A 17,302-nucleotide genomic window follows, 5' to 3' on the forward strand; every position below is an offset into this window, starting at 1 on the left:
CGCCCCGCACCGGTCCGCCGGCATCCCGCGAAGGAGTGCGCTGTGAGTCTTCCGGTCGCCGACGCACCCGCGGTGCGCCGCCACGTCCGAGAACTGGTCAGGGGCCGCGCCGGCCTGCTCGCCCGGACGGTCACCTGGTTCGTGCTCGCCACCGCGTGCGGGCTGGTCGTCCCCGCGCTGCTCGGCCGTCTCGTGGAACAGGTGCAGCAGGACGTCTCCACCACCCGGGTGGACGTCATCGTCGCGGTGATCGCCGGACTGCTGCTGCTCCAGGGCGTGTTCACCAGGACGGCCCGGCTGCTCGGTGCCCGGCTCGGCGAGCAGGTGCTCGCGGACATCCGCGAGGGCTTCGTCCAGCGGGTGCTGTCGCTGCCCCTGTCCGCCGTGGAGAAGGCGGGCACCGGTGATCTGCTCACCCGCGGCACCCGGGACGTGGACTCGCTGTCCAGAGCCGTGCGCATGGGCGCCCCGTCCATCCTCGTGGCGGGCCTGTCCGTGCTGCTCACCTTTGTCGCGCTGCTGGTGACCAGCCCGCTGATGGCGCTGCCGTGCCTGGTGGCCGTACCCCTGATCGCCGGGTCGACGCGCTGGTACCTGAAGCGTGCGCGGACGGCTTATCTGGCGGAGGCGGCCGGTTACTCGGAGCTGACGCAGGGGCTGGCCGAGACCGTGACGGGTGCCCGTACGGTCGAGGCGCTGGGCCTGGCCGAGCGGCGGATCCGCCGTACGGACGAGGACGTCCTGCGGTCCAACGCCGCCGAGCACCGCACGCTCTTCCTGCGCAGCGTGTGGTTCCCGCTGATGGACTTCGGTTACGTCCTGCCGGTGGCGTCCACCCTGCTGTGCGGCGGGCTCTTCCACATCCACGGATGGGTGAGCCTCGGGGAGGTCACCGCGGCGACGCTGTACACCCGCGCGGTGATCGATCCGCTGGACGAACTGCTCGGCTGGCTGGACGAACTCCAGGTCGGCGACGCCTCGCTGGCCCGCCTCGTCGGGGTGGGCGCCACCCCGGCCGGGGACACCGGCACGGGCCGCCGTCCGGAGGGCCGCGACGTGGCGGCGCACGAGGTCAGTTACGCCTACCGCGAGGGCCACGACGTCGTCCGCGACGTCACCCTGCGGGTGCGGCCCGGTGAGCGGGTCGCCGTCGTCGGGCCGTCCGGCGCGGGCAAGTCGACACTCGGCCGTATCCTCGCGGGCGTCCACCCGCCGCGCAGCGGGACGGTCAGCATCGGCGACGTGCCGGTGGCCGAACTGCCCCTGGAGGAGCTGCGCCGGCATGTCGCGCTGGTCACCCAGGAACACCACGTGTTCCTCGGCACGGTCCGCGACAACGTGACGCTGCCGGTGCCGGACGCGACGGACGAGCAGGTGACGGCCGCGCTGGACGCGGTCGACGCCGGCGACTGGGTGCGCGGGCTGCCCGGGGGGCTCGACACCGGGATCGGCCCGGGTGGCCACGAGGTCTCCCCCGCCCGGGCCCAGCAGCTGGCACTCGCCCGGCTGGTCCTGGCCGACCCGCACACGCTGGTGCTGGACGAGGCCACCTCGCTGCTCGATCCCCGGGCGGCCCGGCACCTGGAGCGTTCCCTGGCGGCCGTGCTGCGCGGCCGTACCGTCATCGCCATCGCCCACCGGCTGCACACCGCGCACGACGCCGACACCGTCCTCGTCATGGAGGACGGCCGGGTCACGGAGCGGGGCGGCCACGACGAACTGGTCGCCGCCGGCGGGGCCTACGCGGCCCTGTGGGACTCCTGGCACGGCCGGACCCCCGACACACCCCGTACCTGAACACACCCCAACCCTCCGGCAGCGGAACACGAACCGGATCAGGAGAGTGACGTGAAACCGGACACCACCCATATCGTCGATGCCCCGGCGGTCGCCACGGTCGTCAGCGAGGTCGGCCTCGGCCGGCTGTACGACCTGGCCATCGAACGGCTCACCGAGGTACTCACCTATAGCGGACCCGCTCGCGCCGAGATGAAGACGCGCGACGGATTCCTGCTCACCACCCCCAGGCTGGGGCTGCTCGAATGGATGCCGGCGGTCCGCCACGGCGCGACCGTCTCCATGAAGCTGGTGGGCTACAACCCGCACAACCCCGTCAAGAACCAGCTCCCCACCATCCTGTCCACCCTGCTCGCCTTCGACGTCGATTCCGGGCACCTGCGCGCGATCGTGGACGGCACGTTCGCGACGGCGATACGGACGGGGGCCGCGTCCGCGCTGGCCTCCCGGGCGCTGGCCCGGCCCGACAGCAGCGTCCTGGGGCTCATCGGCTGCGGCGCCCAGGCGGTGACGCAGTTGCACGCCCTCGCCCGGGCGTTCCCGCTCACCGAGGTCCTGGTGTGCGACACCGACATCCGGGCGGAGAGCAGCTTCGCGGCCCGGGCGCGGATGCCCGACGGGCTGGTCCGGGTGGCCGAGCCGGCGGAGGTGGAGGAGCGCGCCGACATCCTGTGCACGGCGACCTCCGTCGCCCCCGACCAGGGTCCGGTGCTCCAGGGCACGTCGCTGCGGCCCTGGGTGCACATCAACGCGGTCGGCTCGGACATGCCCGGCAAGACCGAACTGCCCCTGGAACTCCTGCGCGACGCCGTCGTCGTCCCCGACCACCGGGAGCAGGCGATGGCGGAGGGCGAGTGCCAGCGGCTGCGTCCGGAGGAGATCGGCCCCTCGCTCACGGAACTGCTGACGGACCCCGCGCGGCAGGCGGAACTCCGTGACCGGCGCACCGTCTACGACTCGACCGGGCTGGCGCTCCAGGATCTCGTGATGGTGGAGCTGCTGGAGGAACTGGCCCGGGAGGCGGGGGCGGGACACCGGCTCGTGATCGAGGCGACCGCGCACGACCCGCAGGACCCCTACTCGTTCCTGCCCGAATCGGTCTCGCGGGCGCCGTGGCCCGCACAGGAGGTGTGACCCCGTGCCCCAGCCCACCGACCCCCGGGACCCGCCCGGCGGCAACCGGCATCCCGAGCACCGCGGGCCGGTCGTGAACATCGGCGCCCGGACGGTCCTGGACCTCGTCGACCGGGAGACGGCGGCCCGCCCGGACGCCTGGGCGGTGTGCGAACAGGGCCGGGACCCGGTGTCGTACGCGCAACTGGACCGGCTCGCGGACACCGTGGCCGCCCACCTGGCCGGCACGTTCGGGGTCGGCCACGGCGACACCGTGCTGATCGCCGCGCGGGCGGGCGTGGACTTCACCGCGGTGGTGCTCGGGACCCTGCGGGCGGGTGCGGCCTATCTGCCCGTGGACATGACCTATCCGCGCGAGCGGATCGAGCAGATCCTGCGCTCGAGCAGCGCCCGGCTCACGGTCCTGGACGAGGGGGCGCCGGGCGCGGCCGCGGCGGTCCCGGACGCGGCGGCGACCACGCCGGCCCGGCTGCTCGCGGAGTATCCGGGCCCGCCGCCGGCACGCCCCCGGATCGCTTCCGAGGACGCCGCCTACGTCATCTTCAGCTCCGGCTCGACAGGCGCGCCGAAGGGCATCGTGCAGACGCACCGGTGCCTGGCCAACCTGGCGGCCTGGCAGGCGAACGGGTCGGGTCTCGGCCGGGAGCGCAGGGTGTTGCAGTGCGCGCCGCTCACCTTCGACGTCTCCGTCCAGGAGATCTTCTACACCCTGGCCTCCGGCGGCTGCCTGTACGTCCCGCACCCGGACGTACGGCGTGACCCTCGTGACCTGGTCGAGTACGTCATCGGCGAGGGGATCGAGGTGGTGGACTTCCCGCAGTCCCTGATCGACATCCTCATGTCGCTGCCCACCACCCTCGAACACGCCCCGGCGCTGCGGCACATCATCAGCGCGGGCGAGACGGTCCGGGTCACGCCGGCGCTGGAGGGGCTGCTCACCCGGCGTCCCGAGGTCACCCTGCACAACCACTATGGGCCCGCCGAGAACCACATGGTGACGAGCCATTCGATGAGCGCGGAGCGGGGGAACCTGGAACCCCGTCCGCCGGTCGGATCACTGGTGTGGAACACCTACATCCGCATCCTGGACGAGGAGGGGACCCCGGTACCCGACGGGGAGGTCGGCGAGGTGTACATCGGCGGGGTGGGGGTGGCCCGCGGTTACACGGACCCGGAACTCACCCGGACCGTCTTCGTGGAGGACCCCTTCCTGCCCGGGGCCCGGCTGTACCGCACCCGGGACCGGGGTGTCTGGCGGGCCGACGGGACGCTCGGGCTCCTCGGGCGGATCGACGACCTGATCAAGATCCGTGGCAACGCGGTGGAGCCCCGGGAGCCGGAGTCCCGGCTCACCGCGCTGCCCGGGGTCAAGGACGCGGCGGTGTTCGGGGTGGCGCGGGCCGACGGTGGCACGGAGCTGCACGCGGCGCTGACCGGCGATCCGCCGCCGGCGCAGGAGCTGCGCCGCGCGCTGCTCGCCGTGCTGCCGGACTACATGGTGCCGGTGCGCTGGTGGGTGACGGACGAGCTGCCGTACTCGGCCAACGGCAAGCTGGACCGCAGGGCCCTGCCCGGGCCGGGGGCCGCGCAGCTCGCCGTGGTCCCTCACCAGGCGAACGTCTCCCGGTAGCCGCGCTTGTCGATGCAGTACGTGCGGAACGCCTCCGCCTTGGCGACCATGACCTCGTCGCCGGTGCGCCGTGCGGCCTCGGCGAACCAGTCGAAGGCCGCCGTCGCGTGCGCCCGCCGCTCGAAGTGGAGCGCGGCGAACCGGCGGAAGGAGGCACGCATGGTCTCCCGGGTCAGTCGCGGACCGGAGCCGATGAGTTCCTCGACGTCGGCGTCGGTCACCTCGGGGAGGTCGAGGACGCGCACCGGCCGCGCCGCCGGGACGTCGTCACGGATCTCGACCGGCTCGGCGGCGCCGGCGAAGTCGAGACAGAGGGAGAGCCGGGCGGGTCCCGCGCTGCTGCGTGCCGAATGCGGGTCGGTGGTGTGTATCTTCCAGACCTCACCACGACGGAGGTGGTAGACGAGATCGTTCTCGGAATGCAGGGATTCCTCGCCGGTACGCAGCGGAATCTGCACCCGGGTGCCGGGTTCGGTGAATTCCAGAAAGTCCACGTGCGGGGCAAGAATTCCGTCGGCGAGGCTGAAGATACGCACCCACTGGAGTCGGTCCAGCGGGAAGTGCTCGGTCACCAGGGACATGATGCCCGGCAGTTTCCTGCCCAGATCGGTGAGGGTCAGGCGGTCGCCGTGCGGGCGGAACGCGGTGTCGGACTCGACGCCGCTGCCGTTGGCCAGCACATGGGCCGACCACGAACCGAAGGTGAAGGCGTCGTACTCGCCTCCGGCGTCGTGCTGGTCCACGAGGGCCAGCTCCGTTTCCAGGTCGTAGGAGTCGATGGGCAATACCGCAAGCCGCTGGGACTTGAGCAAGGCAATCCCCCTTCACCAGAAGGTGACATGACGCGCTGAACATTTGCCGGCGCCTTCCGCTCGCCACCCTAACCCGACAGAGATACGAGGGCAATGACAGCAATCTCCGCCAGCCGGAAGGTTATTGACAAGATCTGGAGTGTTTGTGCAGGGTTTTTTTCCGCAGAGTTCTGCCGTCACGGAGTGGAATCATGACTGACCTCACCCAGGATCTGTGCCGGCTGTTCGCGCGGGCACTCGAGCTGGAGTACGTGACCGACGACACGGACTTCTACCTCGCCGGCGGACACAGTCTGTCGGCGCTGGCCCTCGCCGTGTCCGTCGAGGAGGCCGTCGGGCTTCCGGTCCGGGTGCGCGACATCCTCGAGTGCGCCACCCCCAAGCTGCTGGCCGCCCGGCTGGCCGGGGCGCGCGGCGGGGCGGCCGGCCCCGGACCCGGGGGCGTTCCGCCGGCCGCGCCGGAGTCCCGGCCGGCGCGCGACGACGACGTGCCGGAGTCCCGGCCGGCGCGCGACGGCGACGTGCCGGAGTCCGTGCGCTGGCTGTGGCTGGCGCGCCAGAACGAGCACGCCGGCGCCGGTGCGTACACCGTGCCGTGTCTGCTGCGGGGCGAGGGGGAGCTGGACGTCGACCGCCTCGCCTCGGCCGTCGCCACCCTGCCCGCCCGCCATCCGGCGCTGCGGACCGTCTTCGTGGAGCGGCTGGGCGCCGTCCGGGCCGTCGTCACCGACCGGACCGCCCCGCTCGACGTGGTGGACCTGCGCGGCGGGTCCCTCACCGAGGAGGAGTTCGAGGCGCTCGTCCACGACCGTGTCGAGGTCCCCTTCGACCTGACGGAGGGACCGCTCTTCCGCTCGACGCTGTTCCTGCGGCCGGACGGCGCCTGGTCGCTGCTGTTCACGGCCGATCACCTGGTGTGCGACGGCCGGTCCCTGACCGTCCTGGCGGCCGAACTGGCGGCCGCCTACCGGCAGGACGGCGCCCCGCCGCCGGTGCCGGCCCCCGGGCCGCGCCCGGCCCCGCGCCCCCGGGAGGAGTCGCTCGCGCACTGGCGGGACCTGCTCACTCCCCCGCCAGCCCCGCTGCTCCTGCCCGTGGACCGTCCCCGGAGCGAGCCGGCCGGCGCGGTGACGGACACGGTGTCCCTGGACATCGAACCCCGGGTCACATCCCGCCTCCGGGCGCTGGCCGCGGCCGCGCACGCCGGTCCCTTCGCGCCGCTCGCCGCCGCCGTGGCGAGCGGCCTGGGCGGTCTCACCCGTACCGACGACATCTGTCTGGGCACGCCCGTGGACCGCCGCTCCCCGCTCGGCCTGGACGGCGCCGTGGGTTTCCACGTCGCGACGGTCCCGCTGCGGCTGGACCTGACCGGCCGGGACGACCCGGCCGGCCTGGTGCGCCATGTGGCGGCGCGGACGGCGGACGCCCTCGACCACAGCGAGGTCGCCTTCGACGAGCTGGTGGCGGCCCTGGACCCGCCCCGGCCGCCGGGGCGCGGCCCCTTCTTCGACGTGTGGGTCGCCCTGTTCCCGCGCATCGACACCGGCCCCGCCGGGCCACGGGGCATCGCGCTGCGCGGCGGCCCCTTCCTGCAACGGCGGGGCATGTTCGAGCTGTCGTTCCAGTTCGTCGAACAGGAGCGGGGGCTGCGGCTGTGCCTCCAGTACGACACCGGGCGCTACGCCCGGGACACGGCCGAGCAGATCGCCGGCCGTGTCCTGGCCGAACTCGGCCGTCTCGCCGGGGAGTCCGGGACCGGAGAGCCGGCGACGCCGCCGAGCGGTCCGCCCGCCCCGGCCTTCCAGGGCTTCCGCTTCGACGGCTGACCCGGCCCCGACCTCATCCGAGCGAACAGGAGACACCCATGACCACGACGCCCACACCCGCGGCGACGCCCGCGCCCACGTCCGTGCCCGCGCCGACCGAGCTGCGGCTGACGCCCGAGGAGGCCGCCGAGACCGACCGGCTGGCCCTGGAACTGGCCGCGGAGCACCCCTCGGCGGACAGCGAGAGCCTCCTCCAGGACCTGCCGTTGCTGGCCGCCCGGCTGCCGGAGCGGGTGCGCAGGTTCCTGCGCGCCTTCCAGCTGGACCGGGCGGACGGGTACTGCGCCGTCAGCGGGCACCTGGTGGACGACGACCGGATCGGTCCCACCCCGGCGCACTGGCGCGACGAGCAGCGCGTCCACCGCGAACTGCCCGAGGAGATCTTGCTGCTGCTGTACGCCTCGCTGCTCGGTGAGCCGTTCGGCTGGTCGACCCAGCAGGACGGCCACCTGGTCAACGACGTCTTCCCCATCAAGGAGTACGAGACCCTGCTGCTCGGCACGGGCAGCAGGACGGCGCTCACCCTGCACACGGAGGACGCCTTCCACCCCTACCGGGCGGACTACATCATCCTGGCCGCGCTGCGCAATCCGGAGCGGATACCCGTGGTGGTGGCGGAGGCCGACTTCACCACCCTGCCGGCGGACGTGCTCGACGTCCTCTTCGACAGCCGTTTCCAGATCATCTCCGACGACTCGCACCTGCCGCACAACAACACGGTCCGCACGCCGGAGGATCAGCGGATCTTCGACAACATCTCGCGGCTGATCAACGGTCTCGGCCGGGTGCCGGTGCTGTTCGGTTCCCGGACCGATCCCCTGCTGTGCTTCGACGCCACGCACATGTCGGCGCCGGAAGACGATCCCGAGGCCGTACGGGCGTTCGCCGCGGCGCACGAGCTGCTGACCCGCAGCACCCGTCCCCGCGCGCTGGACGCCGGCACGTTCGTCTTCCTCAACAACCACCGGGTCGTGCACGGCCGCAGCTCCTTCACCGCGCGCTACGACGGCACGGACCGCTGGCTCAAGCGTGTCAACGTCACCCACGACCTGCGCAAGTCGCGCGGTCTGCGGCGTTCCGTCGGTGCCCGGCTCATCGGCTGAGGCGGGGGGCCGGGCGCCCGCGCGCCCGGCCCCGGCGTCACGCCCGGGGCGCCGCGGCCGCGCGGCACACGCCGGCCACCGTGGGCTCGTCGAAGAAGTCGTCCAGCTCCACCTGCACGCCGAGCCGGTTCTCCAGCTCGATGACGAGGAGCGCGGCGGCGAGGCTGTGCCCGCCCAGCTCGAAGAAGTCGTCCTCCGGGCCCACCGAGGACACACCGAGCACCTCGGCGAAGAGTTCGGTGACCTGGGCGGTGAGGCCGCCGCCGGCGGGCTCCCCGGGCGTCGGCGCGGGGGACGCCGGTGCCTCGTGCGCGGCGGCGGCCCGCAGCAGGTCCCCGGCCCGGTCCGCCAGGGCGGCCCGGTCCACCTTGCCGTTGCGGGTCAGCGGCATGTTCTCCAGCCGCTCGACCCGGCTGGGCACCATGTGGCCGGGCAGGACGCGGCGCGCCCTCGCGCGGACGTCGTCCGGGTCGGCGTCGCCGGTCAGGAAGGCGACGAGGACCAGCGAGCCGTCGGCCCCGGGGGCGGCCAGGGCGGCGGCGGAGGCCACGCCGGGCACGGAGCACAGTCCCGCTTCCACGTCGCCGAGTTCGACACGGTGGCCGCGGATCTTGACCTGGCTGTCGCCACGGCCGAGGAACTCCACCCCGGCGGGCGTCCACCAGCCCCGGTCCCCCGTGCGGTAGCGCCGGCCGCCGGGCAGCTCGGCCGCCTCGGTGAAGAGGCGCTTGGTGAGGTCGGGGTCGTTCACGTAGCCGTCGGCCAGGGCGGGTCCGGCCAGGTGGATCTCTCCGGGGAAGCCGGGCGGCAGCCGGCGGCCCCGCTCGTCGAGCACCTCCAGGACGGTGGTGTCGATGGGCCGGCCCACGGGGAATCCGTGCCGGGGCTGCTCGTCGCAGTCGTAGGCGGTCGCGCCGACCGAGTTCTCCGTCGGGCCGTACTCGTTGACCAGCCGGACGCCGGGCAGTTGCCGGAAGTGGCGGGCGACGAGTTCGGCGGGGCACGCCTCGCCGGCCACGGTGACCAGGCGCAGCGAGCCCGGCGCGGCCAGGGCGTCGAGCAGGACGCGGTACAGCGACGGCACCAGGGTGATGTGCGTGGCGCGGTGGCTGCTCACCAGGTCCCCGACGCGCTGCGGCACCAGCCGGTCGGCCTCGGGCAGGAGCAGCAGGGTGCCGCCGGCGCCGAGGACGGAGAACAGGTCGGAGACGGAGCTGTCGAAGGAGAACGAGGGCACCTGGACGAGCCGGGTGTCGGCGTCCAGTTCGTGGTAGCGCCGCTTCCAGGACAGGTATCCGGCGATGGCGGAGTGCCGGATCGCGACGCCCTTGGGGGTGCCCGTGGAGCCGGAGGTGTAGATGACGTAGGCGGGGTCGTCCGGACCGGGGAGGGCGGGCAGGACCGGTCCCTGTACGGCGGTCTCCGCCGTCCCGGCGAGCGCGTCGGCCGTCAGCACGGGCACCGGGCTCGTGGCGAGCAGCCCGGTGTCGTCGGTGACCACGGCCGCGCAGGCGGCGTCGTCGAGGACGAACCGGAGGCGTTCGGCGGGGAGTCGGGGGTCCAGTGGTACGTAGGCGGCGGCGGCGCGCAGGACGCCGAGGACGACGGCCACGGCGTTCGGGCTCTTGGGCAGCGCGGTCGCCACCCGGTCGCCGGGCCGCACTCCGGCCGCGGCGAGCCGGCGGGCCACCGCCTCGGTGCGGGCCGCCAGTTCGGCGTAGGTGACGTGCTGGTCGCCGTCCACCACGGCGACGGCGTCCGGTGTCTCGCGCACCCGGTCCATGAACGGCCCGAGCAGGGTGCCCGGCGTGGGCTCCGGCGCGAACCCGGCGCGTTCCCAGCGGGACACCTCGGCACTGTCCTCGGGCGCCGTCGGCTCGACGGCGGCGCAGGCGGTGCCGGGCTCGGTGAAGGCGGCCAGCACGGTCACCAGGGAGCGGAGCACGACCGCGGCCCACCAGGCGTCCAGGCGGCCGGTGTCGAAGGCGGCGTGCAGCGTGCGGCCGCCTTCGGGTGCCTCGCGCAGGCTCACCACGAGGGCGGTGCCGGTGTGCGGCGCGGGCGACAGCCGGTCGGATCGCACGAGGAGGGAGAAAGGCAGGCCGGGGTCGTCGGTGGCCACGGTGTCCGCGCCCCGCAGCGCGGTGTCGACGGCGAGGACCAGGTCGCGCAGGGGCGCGTCCTCGGGGGTGGTGACGGCGCAGGCGGTGATGCCCCGTGGCCCGGCCACGGCGAGCACGGGTTCGGGCGCGTCCTCTGCCGCGCGCAGGACCAGCGCGGCGGCGGCGGTGAGGACGACGAGTTCCTCCAGGGGGCGTTCTCCGGCCACCCGGCGCAGGCCCTCGCGCGCGGCGGGCGTCAGCTCCTCGGTGAGTTCGCCGCGTCCGCTGTGCCCGGCTCCGGTGAGCCTGGCCCGCAGGGGAGTCGGAGTCGGTGCCGCGGTGGGGCGGGGTGCGTTTTCGAAGCTCATGACGGGTCCTCAAGGGGGTCGGGGCCGGGCCCCGCACGGCGCGGGTTTCGCCTCGCAGGCCCGCGTGGCCGCGGCCTTCTCCGAGGCTCGGAAGGGTCTTGTGCCTGGCACACGGAATCGGACAGGGTGTTTACGTGCCGGGGATTCCGGCGGGCGGAACGGGGGCCGCCTTGTGAGGCGCGCCGCGCGGAAGCGCGCCGTTTCACCGGCCGGGCGCCGCGGCCCGACGGACCCGGAGCACCGGAGCGGGAACCGCGGGACAGTTCCCGGAGAAGGTCGTCGAGAAACGAGATATCCATCCGTACGCGGAGACGGGCGTCTCGCTTCTCTTTTCCTCGCCGAATTTCCGGAGAGGAGTTCTGCGGGAGTTCATGTCCAGCTTCCGGGAATGACACCGGGAAAGTCGAACAAGAGCCGCTCTATTGCCTCTCGGGCACCCCGGTGAGGGCTTTCCCTTTTCGTCGCCCCGCGCGTCCCGAGCCTCGAAAGAGCTGGTGTCCTCGCAGGTCAGGTGCGCTAAGACCGGCACATCGGGTATACAGTCCGTCTGTGTCCCGGCCATCACCACAGCTTCGGTATTACACTCACGAGTGCCGGCGAACTCGACATACCACACTGCCCCGCATGTCGGATTTTCCGCGTTTGCCCCCTCCCGTATCGCCAGGCGTTCGGACGACGAGCATAGCAGCGGAACGGATCTTGACACAGCCCCAGTTCGACCCCGCGACTCCTCGTCAGATTTTCCCCGAAAAAGCTTGGCTGACACTCGTCACTATGGCACGCTCGGACGGAGAAGGTCACGAGCTTCGCCCCACGATGGGCAGGGAGCGCGGAATCCCGGGCTCTCGCCTTCGTTCCCTCGTCCCGCGCGGGCCGACCACCCGCAGGAATGACGAAAGGACCGCACGTCCATGACGCCCGCATTCGAGGCATTCTCTCCACCGGTCCGGGACGACGGCTCCACCGGGAGCCGGACGCCCGCCCCCGAAGGCCTCGACGCGCGGAGGCCGGCGGGACGTCTGCCGCTCGCCCGTCCGGGGCGGAGCGCGGCGTCCGCGTCGTGTCGCCGCACCGGCCCGCGCACCCCCGGCGCGGCGCCGGGCCCGAGACCGTGCCCGCCGGCCCGGTGAGCGCCTCCGCGGCGAGCGCCTCCCGCCCGGACGTACGCTCCCGCTCGTCGGCGCCCACGGTGCCGGCGGGTCCTTGCTGACTCGGCCCCCGTACACACGGAAACCGCACGCCCCGCGGGCGGTCACCGCCCGGAGTGCGGCTCCCGCGTGCGCCGCACCGGCCGGGGCGGCGACAGGACAGCCGGGTCCCGCCGAGCGGCACCGGCGCGTCCACTCCCGCCGGTGTGCGCCGCACGCCGTCCCCGCCGCCGAACCCACGCCACCGTCCGGGTGGTTGCACGGCACCGGGCCCACGGCCCGCTCCCGGCCGGTCACGCCGTCCCCGCCCCTACGCCCGCCCGAGTGACCGTCCTGGTGGCCCGGGGGTGCGGGCCACCCCACCGGCCGTCCCCCGCTGCCACCGGCAGTGCCGTAATCGGCGTACCCCGTCCGCGTTCCCGGCCGAGGCGCCCCTGGCAGAGGAGATCCTGATGACCGTTGCCGATGGCCGAGCGCGGGTGACCGTCGCGCTCGACGACGAGACCAGTGCCGCGCTGCGCGCGCTGTGCGCCTCGGTGGGCGCGGAGGTACCGACGGCGGTCCCCGCGCTGCTGCGCGTCCTGCTGCACCGGCTGACCCCGGACACGACCGCCTCCGTCCGGGCCGTACTGCCCGGCGGTGAGGTACGCCTGGGCACGCCCCTCGACCCGGACGCCGGCTTCCGCGCCTGCCTGCGCGCCGAGCAGCGGGCCGTCGACGCCGCCGTCGGCCGCGCGGAGTCGTCCGGCGCCGCCTTCACGGCGGACGGAATCGGCCGGCACGCCGTCCTCACCGGCCGGCTGGACCCGGACGCGGGACGCATCGCCGTGACCGTGCGCAGCGACACCGCCGACGCCCGCGACGCCCGGCGCACAGCGGGCCGACTCGCCGGACTGGCCGCGGAGTTGTGCGCCGCACCCGACGCCCCGGTGGCTCTCCTCCCCGTCCTGCCGGCGGGCCGGCGCGACGACCTGCTCGCGCTCGGCACCGGGCCGCACCAGGAACTCCCCGCCAAGCGCACCGTCCTCGACCTGTTCGCCGAACAGGTCGACGCGCGGCCCGGGGCCACCGCCGTCATCTGCGGTGACCGCGCCTACCGTTACGACGAACTGGACGGCATGGCCGACCGGCTGGCCGCGCGGCTCGCCGCGACGGCACCGACCGGGCCCGAGCGGGTCGTCGCTCTGCTGTGCGCGCGCACCGAGTGGATGCTGGTGTCCCTCCTCGCCATCCTCAAGACCGGTTCCGCCTTCCTGCCGCTGGACCCGGAACAGCCCGAACTCCGGGTGCGGGAACTGCTGTCCGACAGCGGGGCCACAGCGGTGCTCGCCGACCCCGTCCGGGCCGAGACGCTGGCCGGGGCGCCGCAGCCCGTCGTGGTCCTCGGCCGGGACACCGCCGCCGGGCCGACCGGGCAGCGGTTCCGCGCGGCGGGCCCCGAGGACCTGGCGTACGTCGTCTACACCTCCGGCTCCACCGGCTCCCCCAAGGGCGTCATGGTCGAGCACCTGGGCATCCTCAACACGGTCCGGTACCGCATCGACTACTACGGCCTCGGCCCGCACTCCCGCGTCCTCCAGGTCGACCCGGTGCACGCCGACGCGGGCATCTCCGACGTGCTGTCCGCTCTCTGCTCCGGCGCGCCCCTGGTGGTCCTGGAGCGGGAGCAGCTCATCGACCCCGACGAGGTCGCGGCCGCCATCCGGCGCGAGAACGTGACCCATGTGCAGACCGTGCCCAGCCTGTACCAGCTGATCCTGGACTACGCCGGGGACCGGCTGCCCTCGCTGCGCCAGGTCGTCCTGGGCGGCGAGCGGCTCACCGCGGCCCTGGCGGACCGGCATCACCAGCTGCTGCCGGACGCCGAGTTGTTCAACGAGTACGGCCCCTCGGAGGACAGTGTCGCCACCACCCTCGTCCGGGTGCGGGCCGGCGGCGGAGAGCCGCCCGTGGGCAGGCCGTTCCCCAACAAGACGGTGGACCTGCTCGACGAGCACGGCGAACTGGTGCCGTTCGGCGCCCTGGGAGAGATCTGCATCGGCGGCATCGGGCTGGCGCGCGGCTACCTCGGCAACGAGCGCGGGACCGGTGAACGGTTCGTGGCGAACCCGGTGCGCGCCGGGCAGCGGATGTACCGCACCGGCGACCTGGGACGGTGGCTGCCCGACGGGAGTCTCCTCTGCCTGGGCCGCATCGACGACCAGGTACAGATCCGCGGCCACCGGGTGGAGCCCGGGGAGGTCACCGAGACGCTGGCCGGAGCGCCCGGTGTACGCGGCGCGGCCGTCGTGGCGGTGCCGGGCACCGCCGGGGACGGCTCCCACCGCCTCGTCGCCTACGTCGTGGGCGACGGCGAGCCCGCCCGGCTGCGGGCGTACCTCGCCGCCCGGCTGCCCGCCCACATGGTCCCCGACGCCTACGTGACCGTACCGGCGCTTCCGGTCACCTCCATCGGCAAGCTGGACCGCTCCGCGCTGCCCGCCCCGCCCGAGCCCGGGGAGGGCGCCGGCGCGGCGGCGGAGACGGAACTGACCGAGGGCCAGCTCCGTGTGGCCGGCGTGTGGTCGGCGGTGCTGGGCCACCCCGTGGACCAGCTGGACGCCGACCTGTTCGCGCTGGGCGGCCACAGCCTCACCGCGGCGCGCATCGCCAAGGAACTGGGCGTGGCGGTCAGCACGGTGTTCGCCCGCCCGACGGTACGCCGGCTCGCGGAGGTCCTCCCGGACCGCGCGCCGGACCGTACGCCGGAGCCCGCGGTGACCGCGCGCCCGGCCGACGAGGGCGCCTTCCCGCTGTCCCGGGCACAGCGCAGGGTCTGGCTGACCTCGCGCCGTACCCACGCGGACCGGTTCATCATCGCGGACCTCGTCCGCACGGGCCGCTCCTTGTCCCCCGACACGCTGCGCGCGGCGCTCACGGCCGTCGTCGAGCGCCAGGAACTGCTGCGGGCGCAGGTGCTGCCCTCCGGGGCGACCGCCGGGCTGACGGTGCTGGACCGGCTCCCCGGGGGCGTGCCGCTGCGCGTGACCGAGCTGCCGGGCGCCGACCCCGACGGGCCGGCCGTCCGCGAGGCCCTGCGCCGGGCCCGTGCCGTGACCTTCGACCTGGAGCGGGCCCCGCTGTTCGAGGTGTGCCTGATCAAGGGGCCGGCCGGCGGCGACCTGCTCACGGTCAGCGCCCACCATCTGATCTACGACGGCGCCAGCGTGAACGTGCTGCTCGACGACCTGTTCGCCGCGTACGACGCGGTGGAGCGGCACGGCGGTGACCGGCGGCCCGTGCCCCGCTACCAGTACCGCGACTGGGCCGCCGAGGAGCAGGCCTGGCTCGGCTCGCGGGAGGCCGCGCGGCAGGAGGCGTTCTGGCGGGAGCGGCTGGCGGGGGTGCGGCCCGCCCCCGACCCGGTGGACGCCGCACGCCGGGGCAGGCGCCGGGGGCTCGCCGGACTCGCGCGGCGTACGCTCCCGGCCGAGTCGGTGCAGGGCTCCCCGGCGACGCCGTACGCGGTCGTGGTGACCGCGTTCACCGCTCTGCTCCACCGGGCGACCGGGGCGACGGATCTGGTGCTGGGCTTCCCCGCGAGCCTGCGGCACGGCCCGGCCGCCGACGCGCTGGTCGGCTACTTCGCCAACGCGGTGCCGCTACGGCTGGAGTTCGGGCCGCAGGACGGGCTATGCGAGCTGCTGGAGCATGTGGGGGCGCGCGTCGTGGAGGCGTACGAGCACGCCCGGCTGCCCTTCGACGCCCTGGTCGAGCGCCTCGGCATCGGTGCGCGGCCCGGTCGCAGCGTCCTGCTCGACCTGGGCGTCAGCTGGGAGAACGCGACGGTCGGCGGCCCGTCCTGGCAGGTCGAGGACGTCCTGGCCGACGCGCTGCCCGCCGACAGCGATCTGTGGCTGTACGCGAGTGTCCGCGGTGATCTGCTGCACCTGGATCTCACCTACGACCGGCAGCTGGTGACGGAGGACGAGGCGGCCGGCTTCGCGGACGACCTGGTGGAGCTGGTGTCCGCCGTGGTGAGCGAACCGCGGACGCCGGTGGGCGCGGCCCGCAGCCTGCCGGAGGCGGAGGAGGACGTATGGGGCGCGACGACCTACGACTTCTGACCTCCCGGCCCGTCCGGGGGGCCGTGGACCGGGTCGCCCGGTCCACGTGGCGGCCCGTGGTCGCGGGCCGCCACCGTGACGACCGGTCAGACCAGGGCTCGGCGGTGCGGCGCGAAGCGCCGTCCGCCGGCCTTGCGCAGGTCGGCGAGCACGTTGATGCGGCGCAGCCAGCGGTCGGTGCCGTCGTAGCGCGCGGCGAACGGCCGCCGCCCGTGGACGGCCCGCTTGTTGTCCACGATGAGCAGCTCACCGGGGCCGATCACGACGTCCCGCAGCCCGGCGTCGATGGCCGCGGTCACCGCGTCGAGCGCCTCCAGCGCCTCAGCGTCCAGGGACCGTGGCATGAAGGCCGGATCGATGCAGATGTAGGGAGCCTCGCGGTCACCGGAGAGGACCGCCGTCCGGCGCGGTGCCGTCTGCCGGTCGGCGATGTCGCGGAACGCCTCGGCGACCCAGCTCTCCTCGTCCACACCGGTGGTCCTGCTGTTGAAGGCGGCGGTGTGCGACTCGTCCGGCAGGATGACGAAGCGCTCCTGGAAGAGCACCTCCCGCACCCGGTCCTCCAGTTCGATGTCCTGGACGGTGGCGAAGGTGGTCGGCACCCGGTCGTGGTTGCGGATCCCCGCCAGCAGGATCCAGTCGGCGCGCAGCGGGTGGAAGGCGTCCTCGTTGTGCCACTCCAGGGTGGTGGTGGAGCTGGAGCCGAGCTGTTCCCCCTCATGCCCCTTGATCGGGAACAGGTCGAGCACCAGTCGGCCCCGCTGCTGGGTCACGAAGGAGACCGGGTCGCCGAGCAGCGAGCCGATCAGGAGCAGCAGGGCGGTGGCCCGTTCGGCCTCCTCGCTGACCGGTTCGTGGACGTAGTCGGTGGGGGTCGGCCCGGCCAGAGCCTCGGACACGGGCAGGTTGGCGAGGACCAGACCGCCGTAGGGACGCCCGGTGAGGCGGAAGTTGACAAGATGGGACCGGATGCGCAGAGGTATCTCGTGGGCGAGCAGGGCGAGTTCGTCGAGTCGTCGGTCGATCGGCTGTTCGTGACCGCGCTCCAGCGCCGCCTCCGCCAGGTCCCGCAGGGCGGTGTGCTCCGCGTCCGTCAGTTCCAGACAGGGCATGCGGTCGTCGGCTCGCAGCGGGAGTTCCGCGACCGGAAGAGCTCCTCTGAGGTTCATGAGGTGTGCTTTCCTTTTCTGTGCTCAGGCTCTATTCGGGACGGACGGACCCTCGGGAGAGATATCGGACACATAACGGTCCGGACGGGGGCAAACCTTTTCCGGGC

General features: G+C 73.8%; 9 protein-coding genes. 6 read left to right on the plus strand and 3 right to left on the minus strand.

Annotated features, from left to right (window positions below; genetic code table 11):
• The first annotated feature begins 42 nt into the window (after positions 1 to 42).
• The 3 genes from AB0F03_RS14980 to AB0F03_RS14990 are packed head-to-tail and all read left to right on the plus strand — an operon-like array spanning position 43 to position 4,561.
• On the plus strand, positions 43 to 1,797 hold the full coding sequence (locus AB0F03_RS14980; protein ID WP_361990918.1) for an ABC transporter ATP-binding protein: 1,755 nt from the start codon (positions 43 to 45) through the stop codon (positions 1,795 to 1,797).
• 51 nt (positions 1,798 to 1,848) lie between these two features.
• Positions 1,849 to 2,931 carry an ornithine cyclodeaminase family protein gene (locus AB0F03_RS14985; RefSeq protein WP_361990920.1) on the plus strand — a complete coding sequence of 361 codons (1,083 nt, stop codon included), beginning with the start codon at positions 1,849 to 1,851 and terminating at the stop codon, positions 2,929 to 2,931.
• 4 nt (positions 2,932 to 2,935) lie between these two features.
• Positions 2,936 to 4,561, plus strand: a complete 1,626-nt coding sequence (locus AB0F03_RS14990) for an amino acid adenylation domain-containing protein (RefSeq protein ID WP_361990922.1) — start codon at positions 2,936 to 2,938, stop codon at positions 4,559 to 4,561.
• Here AB0F03_RS14990 and AB0F03_RS14995 read toward each other — a convergent pair.
• Positions 4,537 to 5,373 carry a putative nonproteinogenic amino acid hydroxylase gene (locus AB0F03_RS14995; protein WP_361990925.1) on the minus strand — a complete coding sequence of 279 codons (837 nt, stop codon included), beginning with the start codon at positions 5,371 to 5,373 and terminating at the stop codon, positions 4,537 to 4,539. The two genes, AB0F03_RS14990 and AB0F03_RS14995, sit on opposite strands and share 25 nt — an antisense overlap.
• Before the next feature lie 191 nt (positions 5,374 to 5,564).
• Between AB0F03_RS14995 and AB0F03_RS15000 the strand changes: the two genes are divergently transcribed.
• Positions 5,565 to 7,199 carry a condensation domain-containing protein gene (locus AB0F03_RS15000; protein ID WP_361990928.1) on the plus strand — a complete coding sequence of 545 codons (1,635 nt, stop codon included), beginning with the start codon at positions 5,565 to 5,567 and terminating at the stop codon, positions 7,197 to 7,199.
• 38 nt (positions 7,200 to 7,237) lie between these two features.
• On the plus strand, positions 7,238 to 8,302 hold the full coding sequence (gene gntD, locus AB0F03_RS15005) for a guanitoxin biosynthesis L-enduracididine beta-hydroxylase GntD (protein ID WP_361990931.1): 1,065 nt from the start codon (positions 7,238 to 7,240) through the stop codon (positions 8,300 to 8,302).
• A gap of 37 nt (positions 8,303 to 8,339) precedes the next feature.
• Here gntD (AB0F03_RS15005) and AB0F03_RS15010 read toward each other — a convergent pair whose 3' ends face one another.
• Positions 8,340 to 10,772: a non-ribosomal peptide synthetase gene (locus AB0F03_RS15010; protein ID WP_361990934.1), complete on the minus strand. Its 2,433-nt coding sequence runs from the start codon at positions 10,770 to 10,772 to the stop codon at positions 8,340 to 8,342.
• A 1,600-nt stretch (positions 10,773 to 12,372) separates the two neighbouring features.
• On the opposite strand from AB0F03_RS15010, the gene AB0F03_RS15015 reads away from it, so the two are divergent.
• The gene (locus AB0F03_RS15015; protein WP_361990937.1) at positions 12,373 to 16,026 is read left to right on the plus strand and encodes an amino acid adenylation domain-containing protein; all 3,654 of its coding nucleotides are present in this window, start codon (positions 12,373 to 12,375) and stop codon (positions 16,024 to 16,026) included.
• A gap of 86 nt (positions 16,027 to 16,112) precedes the next feature.
• Here AB0F03_RS15015 and gntD (AB0F03_RS15020) read toward each other — a convergent pair whose 3' ends face one another.
• Entirely contained in the window at positions 16,113 to 17,195 is a 1,083-nt protein-coding gene (gntD, locus tag AB0F03_RS15020) for a guanitoxin biosynthesis L-enduracididine beta-hydroxylase GntD (protein ID WP_361990940.1), read from the minus strand.
• Positions 17,196 to 17,302 lie beyond the last annotated feature (107 nt).

Source organism: Streptomyces sp. NPDC028722, from assembly GCF_040637655.1.
In the GTDB taxonomy this organism is placed as follows: Bacteria; Actinomycetota; Actinomycetes; order Streptomycetales; family Streptomycetaceae; genus Streptomyces.

Excerpts from the sequence above, each read along its gene's own strand:
- AB0F03_RS15000 (WP_361990928.1), top strand. The coding sequence starts at position 5,565 with ATGACTGACCTCACCCAGGATCTGTGCCGGCTGTTCGCGCGGGCACTC.
- gntD (WP_361990931.1), top strand. The coding sequence starts at position 7,238 with ATGACCACGACGCCCACACCCGCGGCGACGCCCGCGCCCACGTCCGTG.
- AB0F03_RS15010 (WP_361990934.1), bottom strand. The coding sequence starts at position 10,772 with ATGAGCTTCGAAAACGCACCCCGCCCCACCGCGGCACCGACTCCGACT.
- AB0F03_RS15015 (WP_361990937.1), top strand. The coding sequence starts at position 12,373 with ATGACCGTTGCCGATGGCCGAGCGCGGGTGACCGTCGCGCTCGACGAC.
- gntD (WP_361990940.1), bottom strand. The coding sequence starts at position 17,195 with ATGAACCTCAGAGGAGCTCTTCCGGTCGCGGAACTCCCGCTGCGAGCC.